This is a genomic window from Lacrimispora indolis DSM 755 (genome assembly GCF_000526995.1).
In the GTDB taxonomy this organism is placed as follows: domain Bacteria; phylum Bacillota; class Clostridia; order Lachnospirales; family Lachnospiraceae; genus Lacrimispora; species Lacrimispora indolis.
In genome coordinates this window covers 4924412-4939929 of record NZ_AZUI01000001.1, presented here as the reverse complement: position 1 = coordinate 4939929, position 15518 = coordinate 4924412, and the positions used below count along the sequence as shown (strand labels likewise).

General features: G+C 47.3%; 14 protein-coding genes. All 14 read right to left on the bottom strand.

What is annotated here, in order from left to right; genetic code table 11:
* Positions 1–145: 145 nt before the first annotated feature.
* Entirely contained in the window at positions 146–1435 is a 1290-nt protein-coding gene (gene serS / locus K401_RS0124035; RefSeq protein ID WP_024295337.1) for a serine--tRNA ligase, read from the bottom strand.
* A 155-nt stretch (positions 1436–1590) separates the two neighbouring features.
* Entirely contained in the window at positions 1591–2430 is an 840-nt protein-coding gene (locus tag K401_RS0124025; RefSeq protein WP_024295336.1) for a pyridoxamine kinase, read from the bottom strand.
* A gap of 8 nt (positions 2431–2438) precedes the next feature.
* Positions 2439–3026 carry an ECF transporter S component gene (locus K401_RS0124020; protein ID WP_024295335.1) on the bottom strand — a complete coding sequence of 196 codons (588 nt, stop codon included), beginning with the start codon at positions 3024–3026 and terminating at the stop codon, positions 2439–2441.
* Between the two features lie 93 nt (positions 3027–3119).
* The gene (locus K401_RS0124015) at positions 3120–3788 is read right to left on the bottom strand and encodes a thiamine diphosphokinase (RefSeq protein ID WP_029695221.1); all 669 of its coding nucleotides are present in this window, start codon (positions 3786–3788) and stop codon (positions 3120–3122) included.
* A gap of 41 nt (positions 3789–3829) precedes the next feature.
* Positions 3830–4492 carry a ribulose-phosphate 3-epimerase gene (gene rpe, locus K401_RS0124010; RefSeq protein WP_024295333.1) on the bottom strand — a complete coding sequence of 221 codons (663 nt, stop codon included), beginning with the start codon at positions 4490–4492 and terminating at the stop codon, positions 3830–3832.
* 1 nt (position 4493) lies between these two features.
* On the bottom strand, positions 4494–5372 hold the full coding sequence (gene rsgA / locus K401_RS0124005) for a ribosome small subunit-dependent GTPase A (protein ID WP_024295332.1): 879 nt from the start codon (positions 5370–5372) through the stop codon (positions 4494–4496).
* Positions 5373–5382: 10 nt separating this feature from the next.
* Positions 5383–7542: a Stk1 family PASTA domain-containing Ser/Thr kinase gene (pknB, locus tag K401_RS0124000; RefSeq protein WP_034620136.1), complete on the bottom strand. Its 2160-nt coding sequence runs from the start codon at positions 7540–7542 to the stop codon at positions 5383–5385.
* Positions 7539–8282, bottom strand: coding sequence for a Stp1/IreP family PP2C-type Ser/Thr phosphatase (locus tag K401_RS0123995; protein WP_024295330.1), 744 nt, complete (start codon positions 8280–8282; stop codon positions 7539–7541). The genes pknB and K401_RS0123995 overlap by 4 nt, the downstream gene beginning before the upstream one ends.
* A 145-nt stretch (positions 8283–8427) precedes the next feature.
* Entirely contained in the window at positions 8428–9501 is a 1074-nt protein-coding gene (gene rlmN, locus K401_RS0123990; protein ID WP_024295329.1) for a dual-specificity RNA methyltransferase RlmN, read from the bottom strand.
* A gap of 96 nt (positions 9502–9597) precedes the next feature.
* Positions 9598–10941 (bottom strand): 16S rRNA (cytosine(967)-C(5))-methyltransferase RsmB, encoded by a 1344-nt coding sequence (gene rsmB, locus K401_RS0123985; RefSeq protein WP_156945315.1) that lies wholly within the window; start codon positions 10939–10941, stop codon positions 9598–9600.
* Complete coding sequence (locus K401_RS0123980; protein WP_029695219.1) at positions 10931–11647, bottom strand: zinc metallopeptidase; 717 nt, start codon at positions 11645–11647, stop codon at positions 10931–10933. The genes rsmB and K401_RS0123980 overlap by 11 nt, the downstream gene beginning before the upstream one ends.
* 2 nt (positions 11648–11649) lie before the next feature.
* Positions 11650–12639, bottom strand: a complete 990-nt coding sequence (gene fmt, locus K401_RS0123975; protein ID WP_024295326.1) for a methionyl-tRNA formyltransferase — start codon at positions 12637–12639, stop codon at positions 11650–11652.
* Between the two features lie 2 nt (positions 12640–12641).
* Positions 12642–13139 carry a peptide deformylase gene (def, locus tag K401_RS0123970; RefSeq protein WP_024295325.1) on the bottom strand — a complete coding sequence of 166 codons (498 nt, stop codon included), beginning with the start codon at positions 13137–13139 and terminating at the stop codon, positions 12642–12644.
* Positions 13140–13261: 122 nt separating this feature from the next.
* Positions 13262–15490 carry a replication restart helicase PriA gene (gene priA / locus K401_RS0123960; protein ID WP_024295324.1) on the bottom strand — a complete coding sequence of 743 codons (2229 nt, stop codon included), beginning with the start codon at positions 15488–15490 and terminating at the stop codon, positions 13262–13264.
* Between the last annotated feature and the right edge of the window lie 28 nt (positions 15491–15518).

The following is a 15518-nucleotide window of genomic DNA, read 5'->3' as shown; positions in this document are numbered from 1 at the left end:
GGATTCTCCGGTATTCTTCTTTAAAGGAAACACCCTTCGGGTATACCTTAACACCCGATAAAGCGGGGTGGGCACTGCCCAAAAAGCATGGGCCGGAATAAGGAAAGGCCCAGCCTTTCAAAAAAAGCCGGACCCCAGTCAATTCTTATTTCTTCGGCACAAGCGCTTTCATGCCGCCCATATAGGGCTGTAAAGCTTCCGGAATCTTTACGGTTCCGTCTGCCTGTAAATTGTTTTCCAGGAAAGCGATCAGCATTCTTGGAGGAGCAACTACTGTATTGTTTAAGGTGTGGGCAAAATACTTCTTTCCGTCGTCTCCTGCAACGCGGATTTTCAGCCTTCTTGCCTGGGCATCGCCTAAGTTAGAACAGCTTCCCACTTCAAAATACTTTTTCTGTCTTGGAGACCATGCTTCCACATCTACGGATTTCACCTTTAAATCTGCCAGATCTCCGGAGCAGCATTCCAGGGTTCTTACGGGAATATCCAGAGTGCGGAATAAATCAACGGTATTCTGCCATAACTTTTCATACCAATCCATGCTCTCTTCCGGCTTGCAGACAACGATCATTTCCTGCTTTTCAAACTGATGGATCCGGTACACCCCTCGTTCCTCCAGGCCATGAGCGCCTTTCTCCTTACGGAAGCAGGGGGAATAGCTGGTCAGAGTCTGAGGAAGCTTGCCTTCCGGAAGAATGGTATCAATAAATTTTCCGATCATGGAATGCTCGCTGGTACCGATCAGGTATAGATCCTCTCCTTCGATCTTATACATCATGGCATCCATTTCAGCAAAGCTCATAACGCCGGTCACCACTTCACTGCGGATCATGAATGGCGGAATACAGTAGGTAAATCCCCTGTTTATCATAAAATCTCTTGCATAGGAAATCACGGAAGAATGAAGCCTTGCAATATCGCCCATTAGATAATAAAAGCCGTTGCCTGCTACCTTTCTTGCACTGTCAAGGTCAATGCCGTCAAAGCTTTCCATAATTTCCGTATGGTACGGAATATCAAACTCAGGCACAACAGGCTCACCGTAACGCTCTACCTCTACGTTCTCGCTGTCATCCTTACCGATAGGTACGCTGGGATCAATGATATTTGGAATGGTCATCATGATCTTTTTGATTCTTTCTTCCAGTTCATGTTCTGTTTCTTCCAACTTGGCCAGATGTTCGGAAGCGTCAGTCACTTTCTTCTTCATTTCCTCCGCTTCTTCCTTCTTTCCCTGTCCCATTAAGGCACCGATCTGTTTGGAAAGTTTGTTGCGTTCAGCCCGTAAGGCATCCCCTTCCTGCTTTGCCGCACGGTTCTTCTCATCAAGTTCAACGACTTCGTCAACTAACGGCAGCTTGCTGTCCTGGAATTTATTCTTAATATTTTCCTTTACAATTTCAGGATTTTCTCTTACAAACTTTAAATCTAACATGGTATTCCTCCTGGTTTCTCCTCAATATTCTCTGCGAAAGTTGTCCCGCATAATAATCTGCCGTTGATTATACTACAAAAAAAGGGCAAAGAAAAGCCCCTTTCCTAAAATTCCCCTTTTCTGCCCGCGCTTTTTAAGCATTTCCCTCTCCATTCTCATCTCCCAATGAGCAAAGAAAGGATTTCTTCAAAGCACACTCCGTTTTTCACCGGAACATGAAGCTCATCGGATTTCAAAATGCTGGCCTTTACAAAACGGGCCGCTTTTTTCACTGCTTCTGTCAATGGAATGCCTTTTACGGTCTCAGCAGCCAGGATACTGGAAAACACATCACCCGTCCCCGGCCGTTCGCTTCCCACATGAAGAGAACGCAGGAAATGCGGCTCCCGGCCCTTTTCCGCCACCACGTTGGTCACGTAGCCACCCTCCCTTATGCCTGTGATCACCACGGAATCCGGTCCCATATCCCATATCTCAGCCGCCATGGAAAGAAGCTCCCGGCGCTTCCAGCCCGAACTCCGGTATTCTCTTCCGGTGAGGATGCAGGCTTCCGTCAGATTCGGTGTAACAATGTCTCCAAATCCCACCAGTTCCCTCATGCGGCTGCACATCCGTTCCGTATAGGTCTGGTAGGCCTTTCCGTGATCTCCCATAATGGGGTCCACGATAACCTTTGTATCCGGTGTGCTGAAATCCCTGATCATGTCAACCACAATACCGATCTGTTCCTCAGAGCCTAAGAATCCGCTGTAAATCCCGTCAAAGGATAGGTCCAGTTTTTTCCACTGTTCCACATACAAAGGCATTTTCTTTGTATAGTCATCAAAAAAGTAAGTGGGAAATCCGGTATGGTTGGATAAAATGGAAGTGGGGACAGGACAGCACTGGACCTTTAATGCTGAAAGAATGGGGAGGGCCACTGTTAAAGAACAGCGGCCATATCCCGATAAATCATTGATGACAGCAATTTTTTTCTGATGTTTTTCTGGTGTCATAAAAGCTCCTAATAAATTTTTGATAACAGTCCGGATCTGACCAAGCCATCCCGAAGGGGCATGTAAATGATGACGGACACAATGGTGGAAGTCACGGCATTAATGGAGGTTGATAAAACGTTCCATGCCAGCGCCAGCTCTGCCGCCGGTTTTCCCAGAATCAGAAGCTTATAATAGTAACCGATCAGGGGATCAAAAATCACATTGAACAAAAGACCTCCTGCTGCGGCTGCAATGGTCCAGGTCAGGATATGCTTTTTATCAGTGGATTCCTGAATCCTGCCGATTTTATGAGCCAAAAATCCGGTAATCAGGCCGATGCAAAGCTTAAGGATAAAGGTCTTCGGTGCATATACCACATAAACCGGGTCAAAGAGATCTCCTATGGTCATGCCGATGGCGCCGCCTAAACCGCCGTATAACCCGCCGATCAAAAGCGCTCCCAGAACGCAGACCGCATTCCCCAGATGAATGGAGGTGGCATCTCCTCCCGGAAGCGTGATCTTAAATTGCAGGAATGTAAATACTACATAAGACATGGCTGCAAACAGTCCTGTCAGCGCAACTTTATAAATCCTGTCATTTGTTTTACTCATTGGTAATTCCTCCCTGCTGCTTTTATTTTTTTATCTTAGCACGCAAGTGGAATGATATAAATATCCAGTTTAGATATATTAAACCATACCAGTTTAATCGTGGGACTGGATACAAATCAGGATCCCGGATTCAAAGTCAATGGTGCCTTCCGGACCGGTCAGTTCATTGCTGATGCATAAACTGGTTCCTAAGTCAATGTCCTTTTCATAAAGAGGATATTTGAATCCGGTCAGTGTGATCTTTTTCACCTCTCCGCTCAAGGGGAGGAAAGAAATGTATTTCCCCCATAATCTTTCAGCCTGAAAGGTCCTTCCCTTATCAATCACTGTGATCCAGTTTTTTTCATCAACAATGGCGGCTTCCACACCTTTTTTCAGGCAGGCATAAAGAAGATGGAGATTGCCGATAAAATGGTCCATCCTTCCGCCTGTGGCCCCCAGCAGAACCAGCCTGGAGCAGCCAAGACCTATGGCAGTATTAAGAGCCAGTTCCGTATCGGTCTCATCCTTTTCCGGTTTATGAATCTCCCAGGTGATCCTGTCCGGGCTGTTTTTGTATTCTGCCAGAACATCTTCTGACACCGTATCAAAGTCTCCAACAATGGCATCAGGCTTTAACCGGAGTTTAGAAAGGGCCGCCAGCCCTCCGTCTACTGCGATGATTTTATCAAACCTTCTGTTTTCCAAAAATCTTCCGGCAAATCCATAATCCATGGTGCCGCCGGTAACCACCAGGCCGGTAATTTCCTTATTCTTGTCCATGTCTTTTGGACATAACGGTATGCCTGTAAGACGTTCTTTCTTCACCCTTCATATTCCTCAAATATTTTTAAGAATGCCTTTGTATTGGCGGCGGCATCACCTTTAAATACGGCTGAACCGGCAACAAATACATTGGCGCCTGCTTCAATCAGTTCCCTCACATTTTCACAGGTCACACCTCCGTCCACCTGGATATCTGTCTCAAGATGACTTTCCCTGCAAATCTGTCTTAAAGCCCTCACTTTATCCAGTGTATATGGAATAAACTTCTGTCCGCCAAAGCCCGGATTTACCGTCATAATCAAAACCATATCCAATTCAGGCAGAATGAAGTCCAGGACCGATAAGGGCGTTGCCGGATTAAGAGCCACTCCGGCCTTTAGCCCTGCTTCCTTGATCTGATTAACGGTGCGGTCCAAATGGGTACAGGCTTCCGCATGGACACAGATGAGATCGGCTCCTGCTTCTTTCATATCATTTATATACCTTCCAGGTTCCTCCACCATCATGTGAACATCAAATACCCGGTCTGTGCAGCCCTTAAGGCTTCCGATCACCGGCATCCCAAATGAAATGCTGGGCACAAATGCTCCATCCATCACATCCAGATGGATGTACTGGGCTCCTGCTTCCGCTACCTCTGTTACCTGCTGTCCAAGAATTTTAAAGTCCGCCGCTAATATGGAAGGGGCAAGTTTAAGCATATTAATATCTCCTTTTCTCCTTTAGTTCCTGATATAAAAGCCGGTAATTTTCATATCGGCTCCTGTTTATTTTGCCTTCTTTCACAGCATCCTTTACGCCGCAGGTCTTTTCTCCAATGTGCACACAGCCCAGAAAACGGCAGCCGTCTTCATAAGGCTCAAACTCAGGAAAATAATCCTTCAGCCGGTTGCATTCCATATCTTCCATGTACATGGAGCTAAATCCCGGCGTATCCATCAAGTACGTATCCCCTCCCATGCCAAAAATCTCCGAATGCCTGGTGGTGTGCTTTCCTCTCTGGATCTTCTCGCTGATCGTTGCAGTCTCCATATCAGCCTGAGGATAAAGAAGGTTGGTTAAGGAGGACTTTCCAACTCCGGAAGGTCCTGCCAGAACCGTGGTTCTCCCATGCACCAGCTCCTTGATTTCCTGGATTCCCTGATTGTCATAGGTGCTGGTAAAATAAACGGGATAACCGGCTGCCTCATAGATATCTCTAAGAGCCAGCCTTTTTTCATTTTCAGTTAAATCGATTTTGTTGAAACAGATTTTTACGGGAAGCTCCTGAACCTCCATCATGACCAGAAAACGGTCCAGCAGATTTAAGTTAGGCTCCGGATGGGTAATGGCAAACAGTACCAGCGCCTGATCCACATTGGCTACGGCAGGGCGGACCAGGGCATTTTTCCTCGGCAGGATTCGTTCGATGTTCCCCTTCTTTTCCACGCTGTCCAGAACGGAAAATTCCACATTATCTCCAACCAGAGGCTTCACGTTTTTATTACGGAAAATACCCTTTGCCTTGCATTCATAGATGGTTTCGTCCCCACCGTGGACATAGTAAAAGCCTGCAATTCCTTTCAAAATTTTTCCTGTCATATATTGTTCCTTATGATTGGGGGACCGGAATAAATGTGACGGAGTATGAATTGATCACATCGCCTGTCTCCACATTCACGATCTCTACGGTTCCGCTGTTAACACCGTAAGCACCTTCTATATTCTTAAATGATACGGGAAGCATCTGGTCTCCTGTCATGGTAACAGGTCCCATAAGCTCTCTGATTTCGTCTTTTCCATTGACCGACTGCCTCAGCTGTATCTTCAAGGTAAGCTGTGTGCTGCCGGAGCCGGGCCCGATGATGTTCTGCAGGGAATAAGATTTATCAATGGAAGCCAGATATTTAACCTTGGACTGCTGGGCTGTTCCGCTGCTGACCACAAAGTCCACGCTGGTTCCTGCTTCTACCTGACTGTCTGCCGTTAAGGACTGGCTGATGACACTTCCCCAGGGAACTGTCTCGGAGGCAGCTTCTGTCACTGTTCCCGCAACCAGTCCCACGTCAGCCAGCATTTCCAAGGCCACTTCATGGGTCTGACCGGCAATATTGGGAACGGTTACAGGGTTTACAAGAGCCGGGCCGGTACTTACAACCAGGGTCACGGTCTCCCCTTCCTTTGCCTCGGAGGGGCTGTAGCTGATCACATATCCTGTTGTAACAGTATCATGATTCTTCTGCTCCACATTGACGATCAGGCCGTTTCCTTCCAGTGCTGCTTTTGCAGAAACGCCATCCATTTTGTCAAGGCCAAGCTTTGTTAAGTCAATGGCAACGTGTTCCGGACCCTTGCTGACCACAACATAGACAGCAGAGTACTTATCAATGACTGTGCCCTCTGCCGGGTCCTGAGACACAATATCCCCTTTGTCAATGGTATCGTGAAATACGTAATCACTTACCTTCATATACAGTCCGCCGTTGTCCTTTAACTTCTGTTCCGCAATATCCGTTGCCAGACCTACAACGCTGGTCATTTTCACCTTTTTGTCGCTTAAGGTTTCTTCCGTAGAAATCTCTGCTGTTGATTCGGTCTCCTTAGGGGAACCGGAACGGAATAAACCGCTCACTTTGGAAAATACAATTATCAGCACGATCACGATGAGTATGGCCACAACAATACCTGCCGCTGTCAGAAGCCGTTCGATTTTAGGATTGATATCATCCTCGGAATCCTGTTTTCTGTTTCTGCCGTTGCCCGGCTGCTGGCCTGCATTTTTTTCCATGCGTCGTTCCGGCCTCTGCTCCTGATTCCTGCTGACATTGCGGCTGGCCGCCGGATCTGCCTGTACCTTACGGCCGGACCGGATCTGCTCCAGCTCCGGTTTTCCGATGATGACCGTCTGGGAATCATCCACCTGGGAATTGTACTGGACAAAATCCCCATCAGGATTGACAAGTGCTTTCCGTAAATCGGATATGACCTCATGCATGCTTCCATAACGGTATTCCGGTTTTTTCTCGGTGCACTTTAAAATAATGTTTTCCAGTCCTACCGGTATGTTCTCATTATAGAAACTGGGCGGTGTTATGGGGTCTTCCAAATGGGCCAGGGCAACGGTCACCGTATTATCTCCCTGAAACGGAACACGTCCGGCCACCATTTCATACATGGTAATTCCCAGAGAATAGATATCGCTCCTGACATCGCTGTAACCGCCTCTTGCCTGTTCCGGCGATATGTAATGGACAGAGCCTACCGCAGTAGCGCTTAAGGTCTGGGAAGAGGCAGCCCGGGCTATACCGAAATCAGCTACCTTTACCTTTCCATCTCTGGCAATGATGATATTCTGAGGCTTGATATCCCGGTGTATGATGCCCTGTTCGTGGGCAGCCGCGATTCCCTGTGCAACAGAAATTGCCACACCGATGGCTTCCTTAACATCAAGGCAGCCTTTTTTTGAAATATAATTTTTTAATGTAATTCCTTCGATCAGTTCCATAACAATATAATGGAGGGTTCCTTCGTCCACTACATCATAAATGTTTACGATGTTGGGATGAGAAAGACAGGCAGCCGCCTGAGCCTCCATTTTAAACTTACCGACAAAGCCGCTGTCTGAACTGAACTCTTCCTTTAATACCTTTATGGCGACAGGGCGGTTTAATTTATGGCACAGGGCCTTATACACATCTGACATCCCGCCGGAACCAATCTGGTCCAGTATTTCATATCTGTCCTGTAAAAATGTCCCCGGTCTCAAGATCATAAGCTTACCTCCCTGCCAATTTCGGGTTCAATCAAAACAACAGCTATATTGTCCTTCCCCCCATTGTCATTGGCTACTGTAATTAATTTTTCTGCCTTTTCCGGCAGCTCCAGTTCTGAGCAGATAATTTCTTCCATCTCAGCGTCCTCAAGCATATTGCTGAGTCCATCGGAACACATGAGCACATAGTCTCCCGGCTCCAGGCTGACTTCAAAAAAATCAATCTCCAGCTTATCCTCTGTACCAACCGCTCTTGTTATAATATTCTTTTTTTCCCGGTAATCCCGGCTTCCCCGTTCCAGCTGGCCTAATGACACCAGCTCTTCCACGTAGGAATGATCCTTTGTGATCTGCTGCAGCCGGTTCCTCACCAAATACAGGCGGCTGTCTCCAACATTAGCCACATACATGGTAGAATCCTCAATCACTGCTGCCACCAGGGTCGTTCCCATGCCGTTTAATTCCGTATTCTTCATGGATTCCTGGTAAAGCATTCCGTTGACTTTTAAGATCCCCTCCCGAAGAAGCGGAACAATCCCCGGCGAATCCGCCTGTTTTAAGTGGTCCACCAGATTTTCGGCAATATATCTGGAGGCAAAATCCCCGGCCTGATGACCGCCCATGCCGTCAGCAACCAAAAAAAGATTGGGCAGTGTGCCCAAAGGCTCTGCCTGGGCATAGACATAATCCTGATTGGCCGTGCGGACTCTTCCGGTATCCGTCATAGCGCAAGCCTTCATCGTTTCATTCTCACTTCCTCTTTACTCCTGATGTCAGGCGGATATTAGCAATCCGCTCCGCTACTTGCTCATAATCAAATAGCAGCTATTGCTGCTTATCAGGCAGAACCAATGCTCCATCTGATACAAGTAAGTCCCCTCCCCACTAATTAATTCTCTTCGCATTTGAAGCGGGGGACTTCCCTGATTCGGTTAAAAAGCTTTTTCTCAACTGCCCGCAGGCACCGTTAATATCCCTTCCCATTTCTCTTCTTATAGTAACATTTATTCCGTTTTTTTCAAGAAGATTTTTAAATGCCTCTATGGCTTTCCGGTCTGACTGCACGTAATTGCGTTCTTTAATAGGGTTCACCGGAATCAGATTCACATGGCCGTGCTGGCCTTTTAACAGGGCTGCCAAAGCGGAAGCTTCTTTTAAATTATCGTTGACACCGCTTACCAGGCTGTATTCAAAGGTGAGCCTTCGCCCTGTTTTTTCAAAATACGCCTGACAGGCATCCAGCACATCCTTTAGAGGGAAACGGTTCGCCACAGGCATCAGGGTTTTTCTGACCTCATCGTTTGGCGCATGAAGGGACAAAGCCAGGGTGATCTGTAAATCCTCATCAGCCAATCGAAGGATTCCGGGCACAATGCCGCAGGTAGAAACCGTTATGTTGCGCTGGCTGATATTAAGTCCGTTTTCATCTGTAAGAAGACGGATGAACTGAATCAGATAATCAAAGTTGTCTAAAGGTTCTCCGGAACCCATAACGACCACATTGGAAACCCGTTCCCCGGTGATCTTCTGGATCCGGTATATCTGATCAAGCATTTCCGACGGGCTTAAGTTTCTTTCCAGGCCGTCAAGGGTAGAGGCACAGAACCGGCAGCCCATGCGGCAGCCTACCTGGGATGAAATACAGACGGAGTTTCCATGCTTGTATTTCATCAAAACGCTTTCAATCACATTCCCATCAGAAAGAGCGAATAAGTATTTTCTTGTACCATCTATTTTTGAGATCTTTTCCTCCACAACGGTAAGGGAGGTAAGCTCTGTCAGCTGCAGCAGCTTCTCCTTCATGGAGTTAGGAAGATTTGTCATTTCATTAAAATCAGCCGCCAGTTTCCGGTGCATCCACTCATAGAGCTGCTTTGCACGGAATGGTTTTTCTCCGATTGACACCAAAAAGGCTGTCAGTTTCTCCATATCCAGAGATTTTATATCTATCTTATCCATTCTACATTTCCTCTATTCCGCCCATGTTTTTGGGCATAAAGGTATGCCCGCAGGGCGTTCCTCTATTCCGCCCATGTTTTCGGGTGTAAAGGCTGCCTACCTTTTCTGAAATGCCGCAATAAAGAATCCGTCACATGGATGGATTCCCGGCAGAAGCTGTATATATTCCTGTTTTGCGGCGGCTGAAGCCAGCTTATCTCCCAGTTTTCCTTTCAGATCGATGCAGTCAAAGGGAAAATGATCAATGAACCACTGGGCATTTTCTTCATTTTCTTTTCTGTTAATGGTACATGTGCTGAAAATCAGCCGTCCTCCCGGCTTTACATAAGCCTGGACAACCGACAATATTTCCCGCTGAAGAGCTGCCAGGGATTCTAAGTCTTCCGGCGTCATGCGGTATTTGATATCAGGCTTTCGTCCAATGATCCCAAGCCCGGAACAGGGCAGATCAGCAATGACAATATCCGCCTTATCCATGGAATCAGGGTCAAGAACAAGGGCATCCTGGACCTTTGTCCTGATATTTGAAAATCCGCACCGTTTTATATTTTCCTGGACCATGTCTATTTTGGAGAGGGTTAAATCCCGGACCTCCACCATACCAGTCCCGTCAAGCTTATCTGCGATATGGATGCTCTTTCCTCCCGGCGCACCGCAGACATCAATGACATAATCGTCTTTTTTCGGATCTGCGATTTCGCCCACAAAACTTGAGCTTAGATCCTGAACCTGGATAAATCCCTTTTGGAATGCCTCCAAGCCTTCCAGATAATCATATTTTTCAATGCAAAGCACAGCTTCTGAAATTCCGGACTCACTCACTTCTGCTCCCTGGTTTCTAAGGCTCTGCAGAATTTCTTCTTTGGAAGCTTTTGCATAATTACAGCGGACAATTGTCTTTTTATTCTTTAAAAAGGATTCCATCATGGTGACTGCCGTCTCCCTGCCATAGGTTTCCTCCCACATAGATGTGATCCAGGAAGGCATGGAATAGCGGATGGAGTCATCAGGCCAGGTAATGCCCTCTTTATTTCTGGAAATATTTCTCAGCACGCCGTTGACAAAGCCTTTTAATCCTGTAAATTTACGCTTTACGGCAAGCTTTACCGCTTCATTGCACACGGCTGAATCAGGAACACGGTCCATATAAAGAAGCTGGTATACCGACATGCGGAGAATGGTGCGTATCACCGGCTTCATTTTCTGTACTTTTGTATTGGAAAAGGAATTGATGATATAATCGATCTGAAGCAGGTATTCCACGGTTCCTTCTGCTATTCTGGAAATGAAGGCCCGTTCCGGTTTATTTAAGTACTGATACTTATTCAGGGCCTGGCGCAGGATGATATGGCTGTAGCCTCCCCGCTCCAGGATCTCAAGGAGGATATCCAGCGCAATTTCTCTGCTATCGCCCACGCTGCCGGTCTCCTTAGTCATCATTCCTTCTTCCTCCGAACAGGATCACCAGCCTTAAAAGCTGCAGTACGGTGGCTGCAAGGGCCGCCACATAGGTCAGGGCCGCTGCGCCCAGCACTTTTCTGGTATAGCCTAATTCCTGATCTCCTAAGATCCCTACCTGGCCGAGAAGAGTGACTGCCCGGCTGGATGCATTGAATTCCACAGGCAAAGTGACCAGCTGGAAAATAACAGCCAGAGAAAACAGGATCAGCCCGATATTAACAAGGGGAGAACCGATTCCTCCAATGATAACTCCAAGAATGATCAGGGGCAGCGCTGCCTTGGAACCGATATTGGCTGCAGGAACAATGGCCCCCCGAAGCTTTAAGGGAATGTAGCCTGTATGGTCCTGCATAACATGACCGCATTCATGTGCAGCAACGCCGATTGCAGCAACTGAGGTAGAACCGTAAACAGAATCAGACAAGTTCACGGTCTTGGTCCTGGGGTCATAATGATCCGTAAGCTGCCCGCCTACGGACCTTACCTGAACATCATAAATGCCCTGGGAAGTCAGAAGGCGCTTTGCCGCTTCCGCACCGGTCATTCCAGACATACTTCTCACCTTTGAATATTTGTTAAATGTACTGTTTACCCTTGCAGATGCCACCATGGACAAAACTGCTCCGATGATAACAAGGATCCAGGTGGGATCCATATAATATCCCATCATTCCGCCATAATACATAATCAGACTCTCCTTTCTTCTTTCCTGCCCAAGCTTTCCGGGCTTGAAGGTATACCGGCAAGCCGTTCTAAAACAGCGCCTTCCCCAATGTGGTATCCGCGGAGAAATGCATCAATATCCATACATTTTTTTCCCTGCAGCTGCAGCTTGCGGATGGACAAGCCGCCTTTTCCGGTCTTTATGACCAGAGAGTCACGGCCTGCTTCTGCCACCTGGCCGCAGACGCCCTCATACTCTTTATCCACAACTTCTGCTTCCCACAGTTTTATCACTTTTCCGTTCCAGGCGGTATAAGCGCTGGGCCATGGGTTTAATCCTCTGATCAGGCGTTCAATGGATACTGCATCCATTGACCAGTCAATATCTCCCATGGACTTTTTTATCAGGCCTACATAGCAGGTCCCGGAATCATCCTGGGGAATGCGGATGGCAGTCCCTTCTTTCAGCTTTTCAATGGTTTTTAAAATAAGTCTGCCTCCCATCGCGCTCAGCTTATCGTGAAGGCTGCCAAAGGTTTCCTTTTCTTCCAAAGCAACGGTTTCCTGATCCAGCATATCTCCCGTATCCAGGGATTCAGCCATCATCATGGTCGTAACTCCGCTTTCCTTTTCTCCGTTAATGACCGCATACTGTATGGGAGATGCTCCGCGGTACTTGGGAAGCAGGGACGCATGGATATTTACACAGCCGTATTTTGGAATATCCAGAATGGATTTCGGCAGGAGCTGTCCAAAAGCGATTACTACGATCAATTCCGGATCCATATCTGATAAGATTTTAACAAACTCCGGATCCCTTGCCTTGACCGGCTGATAAACAGGGATCTGGTATTCCAGCGCTTTCTCCTTTACAGGAGTCATCTGGACTTCCTTACCTCTTCCCTTTGGTTTATCCGGCTGGGTAACTACTGCAAGAATTTCATGCCCGGCCTCCTTTAACGCCACAAGGGCTGGAACGGAAAAATCAGGCGTTCCCATAAATATGATACGCATAATTATTCTTCAACCTCTCCTTCTTCTTCCTCCTCGTCAGGGGTGACATCCTCCAGCTCGCCTTCCACCTTGTCTACGTATAAATCACCGTTTAGATGATCGCATTCATGACAGATCGCCCTGGCTAAAAGTCCTTCCCCCTCCAGTTCATAAGGCTCCATGGCATCATCATAAGCCTTTATTTTTACGTATTCCGGCCTTGTAACGATTCCTGATTTTCCAGGTACGCTAAGACAGCCCTCTGGCCCGGTCTGGCTTCCCCTTGTCTCCAGGATTTCCGGATTAATGAGAACATACTGGTTGCCATCCTCAACATCCAATACAACGATTTGTTTTAAAACCCCCACCTGAGAAGCCGCAAGGCCGACTCCGTTGGAATCATACATGGTTTCAAACATATCCCCAATCAGCTCTGTAATCCTTGGTGTGATCTCTTTTACAGGCTTACAGTGTTTTCTTAAAATTTCATCTCCAATGGTTCTGATCTTTCTAATTGCCATTTTCCTTTATCCTCTTTCTTGCCCATTCTTTCCGGGCATAAAGGTATGCCCGAAGGGTGTATCCTCTTTCTTGCCCGTGCTTTATGGGCATAAAGGTATACCCATAGGGTGTATCCTCTCATTTATGAAAAATCATATTGGACCATTACCTGGTCAAACAGTGACCGGTGATCTTCTGAAAAAACGTCGATCTGATCCCTGATTTTTATTAGTATATCATAGTTTTCCTGTTTCAAGTATAAAATTTTTCTATAGATATCATTAATTTTGTAAACCGACGCCTCCACAGGGCCGATAACCTGTACCCTTTCCTGGTCCGCCAAAGAAGCGATGAATCCGGCTGCTGCTGCCGCGGCTTCGCTTAACAGGCTTTCCTGCCGGGAAGAAAACTGGACGGTTAAAAGACCGCTTGCCGGAGGGTATTTCATCAGGCGGCGGTATGCCATTTCCTGCCGGTAGAAGGCTTCGTAGTCCTGATTTGCAGCAGTTACAATGCTGTAATGCTCCGGGCTGTAGGTCTGGATGACCACATCACCGCTTCGGAAATCACGTCCGGCCCTTCCTGCCGCCTGAGTCAGCAGCTGGAAAGTCCGCTCTGCGGAGCGGTAGTCCGGGGTATTTAAAGATAAGTCCGCAGCCAATACCCCTACCAGGGTCACATTGGGAAAATCATGGCCTTTCACGATCATCTGGGTGCCGATGAGGATGTCTGCCTCTCCCTCTGAAAAGGCGGTGAGAATCTCTTCATGGCCCCCTTTTTTTGAAGTGGTATCCAGATCCATCCGCAGGACTCTGGCAGCCGGGAACATTTTTTTAGTCATCTGTTCAATTTTCTGAGTCCCCACACCGAAATTAGCGATGTATGGAGAGCTGCAGGACGGACAGCGGTCCGGCATTGATATGGAATATCCGCAGTAATGGCATACAAGGCGGCTGTTATTATGGAGTGTCAGGGTCACATCACAGTGGGGGCAGCGAATGGCTTCCCCGCAGGAACGGCAGGATACAAAGTTCGCATAGCCGCGCCTGTTGATAAACAGCATGATTTGTTCCCGCTTTTCCAGCCGGTCTTCCATCAAAGCCTTTAAATTTCGGCTGAAAATGGACTTGTTGCCTTCCTTAAGCTCCTGCCTTAAGTCCACTACAGATACGTCTGCAAGACGGCTGTCTTTTTTTGCCCGTTCTGTCAGGCAAAAAAGCCGGTATTCTCCCTGAAGGGCTTTTGTATAAGCCTCCAGGGAAGGGGTTGCCGAGCCTAAAACCAGGGATGCCCCCTGCATGGAAGCCCTTTTTACAGCCACCTCCCTGGCATGGTATCTTGGGGATACTTCGCTTTTGTAAGCCCCTTCATGCTCTTCATCTATGAGAATCAGGCCGAGGCGGGAAAAGGGGGTAAACAGGGCCGAGCGGGGGCCGATCATGATATCAATATCCCCGTTTCTTGCCCGTTCAAACTGGTCATACCGTTCTCCTGCCGATAATCTTGAATTAATGATGGACACGCGGTTTCCAAATCTTCCGTAAAAACGAAGGACAGTCTGGTAGGTCAGGGCGATCTCCGGAATGAGGACGATCACCTGCTTTCCATCCTTTATGACCCTTTGGATCAATTCCATATAAACCTCCGTCTTACCGCTTCCCGTGATGCCGTGAATCAAATAGGTCTTTCTTATATTTTGAGAGTAATCCAGACAAAAGCTGTCTACAATGGTTTGCTGCCCCTCATTTAAAAGCACACTGCGCCCTTCTTTTGCCTCTGCCTTAACAGGATTTCTGTAAACCTCCTCACGGTCAAGGCTTACGTATCCCTTTTCAATAACCGGTTTTAAGGTAGCTGCAGATAGGTTCATCTGATTGACTGCAATTTCATAGGGAATGACGGAATTTTTCAAAAGTGCCTGAAAAAGCCGTGCCCTGGCCTTATAGCTCTTTTTTTCCGCCTCCTCTAAGGCTTTTAAAAGCTGAGAATGGTCCAAAAGGCTTCTAAGCACCTTTTTTTCCCTTGGTCTCACCTTTTGCTTCACAGGAAGCACGGTTTTTAATGCCTGGTTCATGGTGGACCCATACTGCTCTTTCAGCCACCATGCCAGGGAGATGAGCAGGGACTCCGCTGATACGCCATCCGTCACGATCCCTGCTATTTCCTTAATCTTATCCGAATCATAATCAGCATGACCGGCAATTCCGACCACATATCCTTTCCGCATGGAATTCCCTTTTCCAAAAGGGATCAAAACCAGGGACCCAACAGCAACCTCCTCAAGAAGCTCTGCCGGAATCCGGTAATCAAAGGTTCTGTCAACCTTTTCATGGGAAATATCAATAATAATCCGGGCAAATCGTTCTGCCATTGGTTTCCTCTTTTCTGCCCATGTCCTT

Bases quoted from the DNA above. Each gene is read 5' to 3' on its own strand.
- serS (WP_024295337.1), bottom strand. From the start codon at position 1,435: ATGTTAGATTTAAAGTTTGTAAGAGAAAATCCTGAAATTGTAAAGGAA.
- K401_RS0124025 (WP_024295336.1), bottom strand. From the start codon at position 2,430: ATGACACCAGAAAAACATCAGAAAAAAATTGCTGTCATCAATGATTTA.
- K401_RS0124020 (WP_024295335.1), bottom strand. From the start codon at position 3,026: ATGAGTAAAACAAATGACAGGATTTATAAAGTTGCGCTGACAGGACTG.
- K401_RS0124015 (WP_029695221.1), bottom strand. From the start codon at position 3,788: ATGGACAAGAATAAGGAAATTACCGGCCTGGTGGTTACCGGCGGCACC.
- rpe (WP_024295333.1), bottom strand. From the start codon at position 4,492: ATGCTTAAACTTGCCCCTTCCATATTAGCGGCGGACTTTAAAATTCTT.
- rsgA (WP_024295332.1), bottom strand. From the start codon at position 5,372: ATGACAGGAAAAATTTTGAAAGGAATTGCAGGCTTTTACTATGTCCAC.
- pknB (WP_034620136.1), bottom strand. From the start codon at position 7,542: ATGATCTTGAGACCGGGGACATTTTTACAGGACAGATATGAAATACTG.
- K401_RS0123995 (WP_024295330.1), bottom strand. From the start codon at position 8,282: ATGAAGGCTTGCGCTATGACGGATACCGGAAGAGTCCGCACGGCCAAT.
- rlmN (WP_024295329.1), bottom strand. From the start codon at position 9,501: ATGGATAAGATAGATATAAAATCTCTGGATATGGAGAAACTGACAGCC.
- rsmB (WP_156945315.1), bottom strand. From the start codon at position 10,941: ATGATGACTAAGGAGACCGGCAGCGTGGGCGATAGCAGAGAAATTGCG.
- K401_RS0123980 (WP_029695219.1), bottom strand. From the start codon at position 11,647: ATGTATTATGGCGGAATGATGGGATATTATATGGATCCCACCTGGATC.
- fmt (WP_024295326.1), bottom strand. From the start codon at position 12,639: ATGCGTATCATATTTATGGGAACGCCTGATTTTTCCGTTCCAGCCCTT.
- def (WP_024295325.1), bottom strand. From the start codon at position 13,139: ATGGCAATTAGAAAGATCAGAACCATTGGAGATGAAATTTTAAGAAAA.
- priA (WP_024295324.1), bottom strand. From the start codon at position 15,490: ATGGCAGAACGATTTGCCCGGATTATTATTGATATTTCCCATGAAAAG.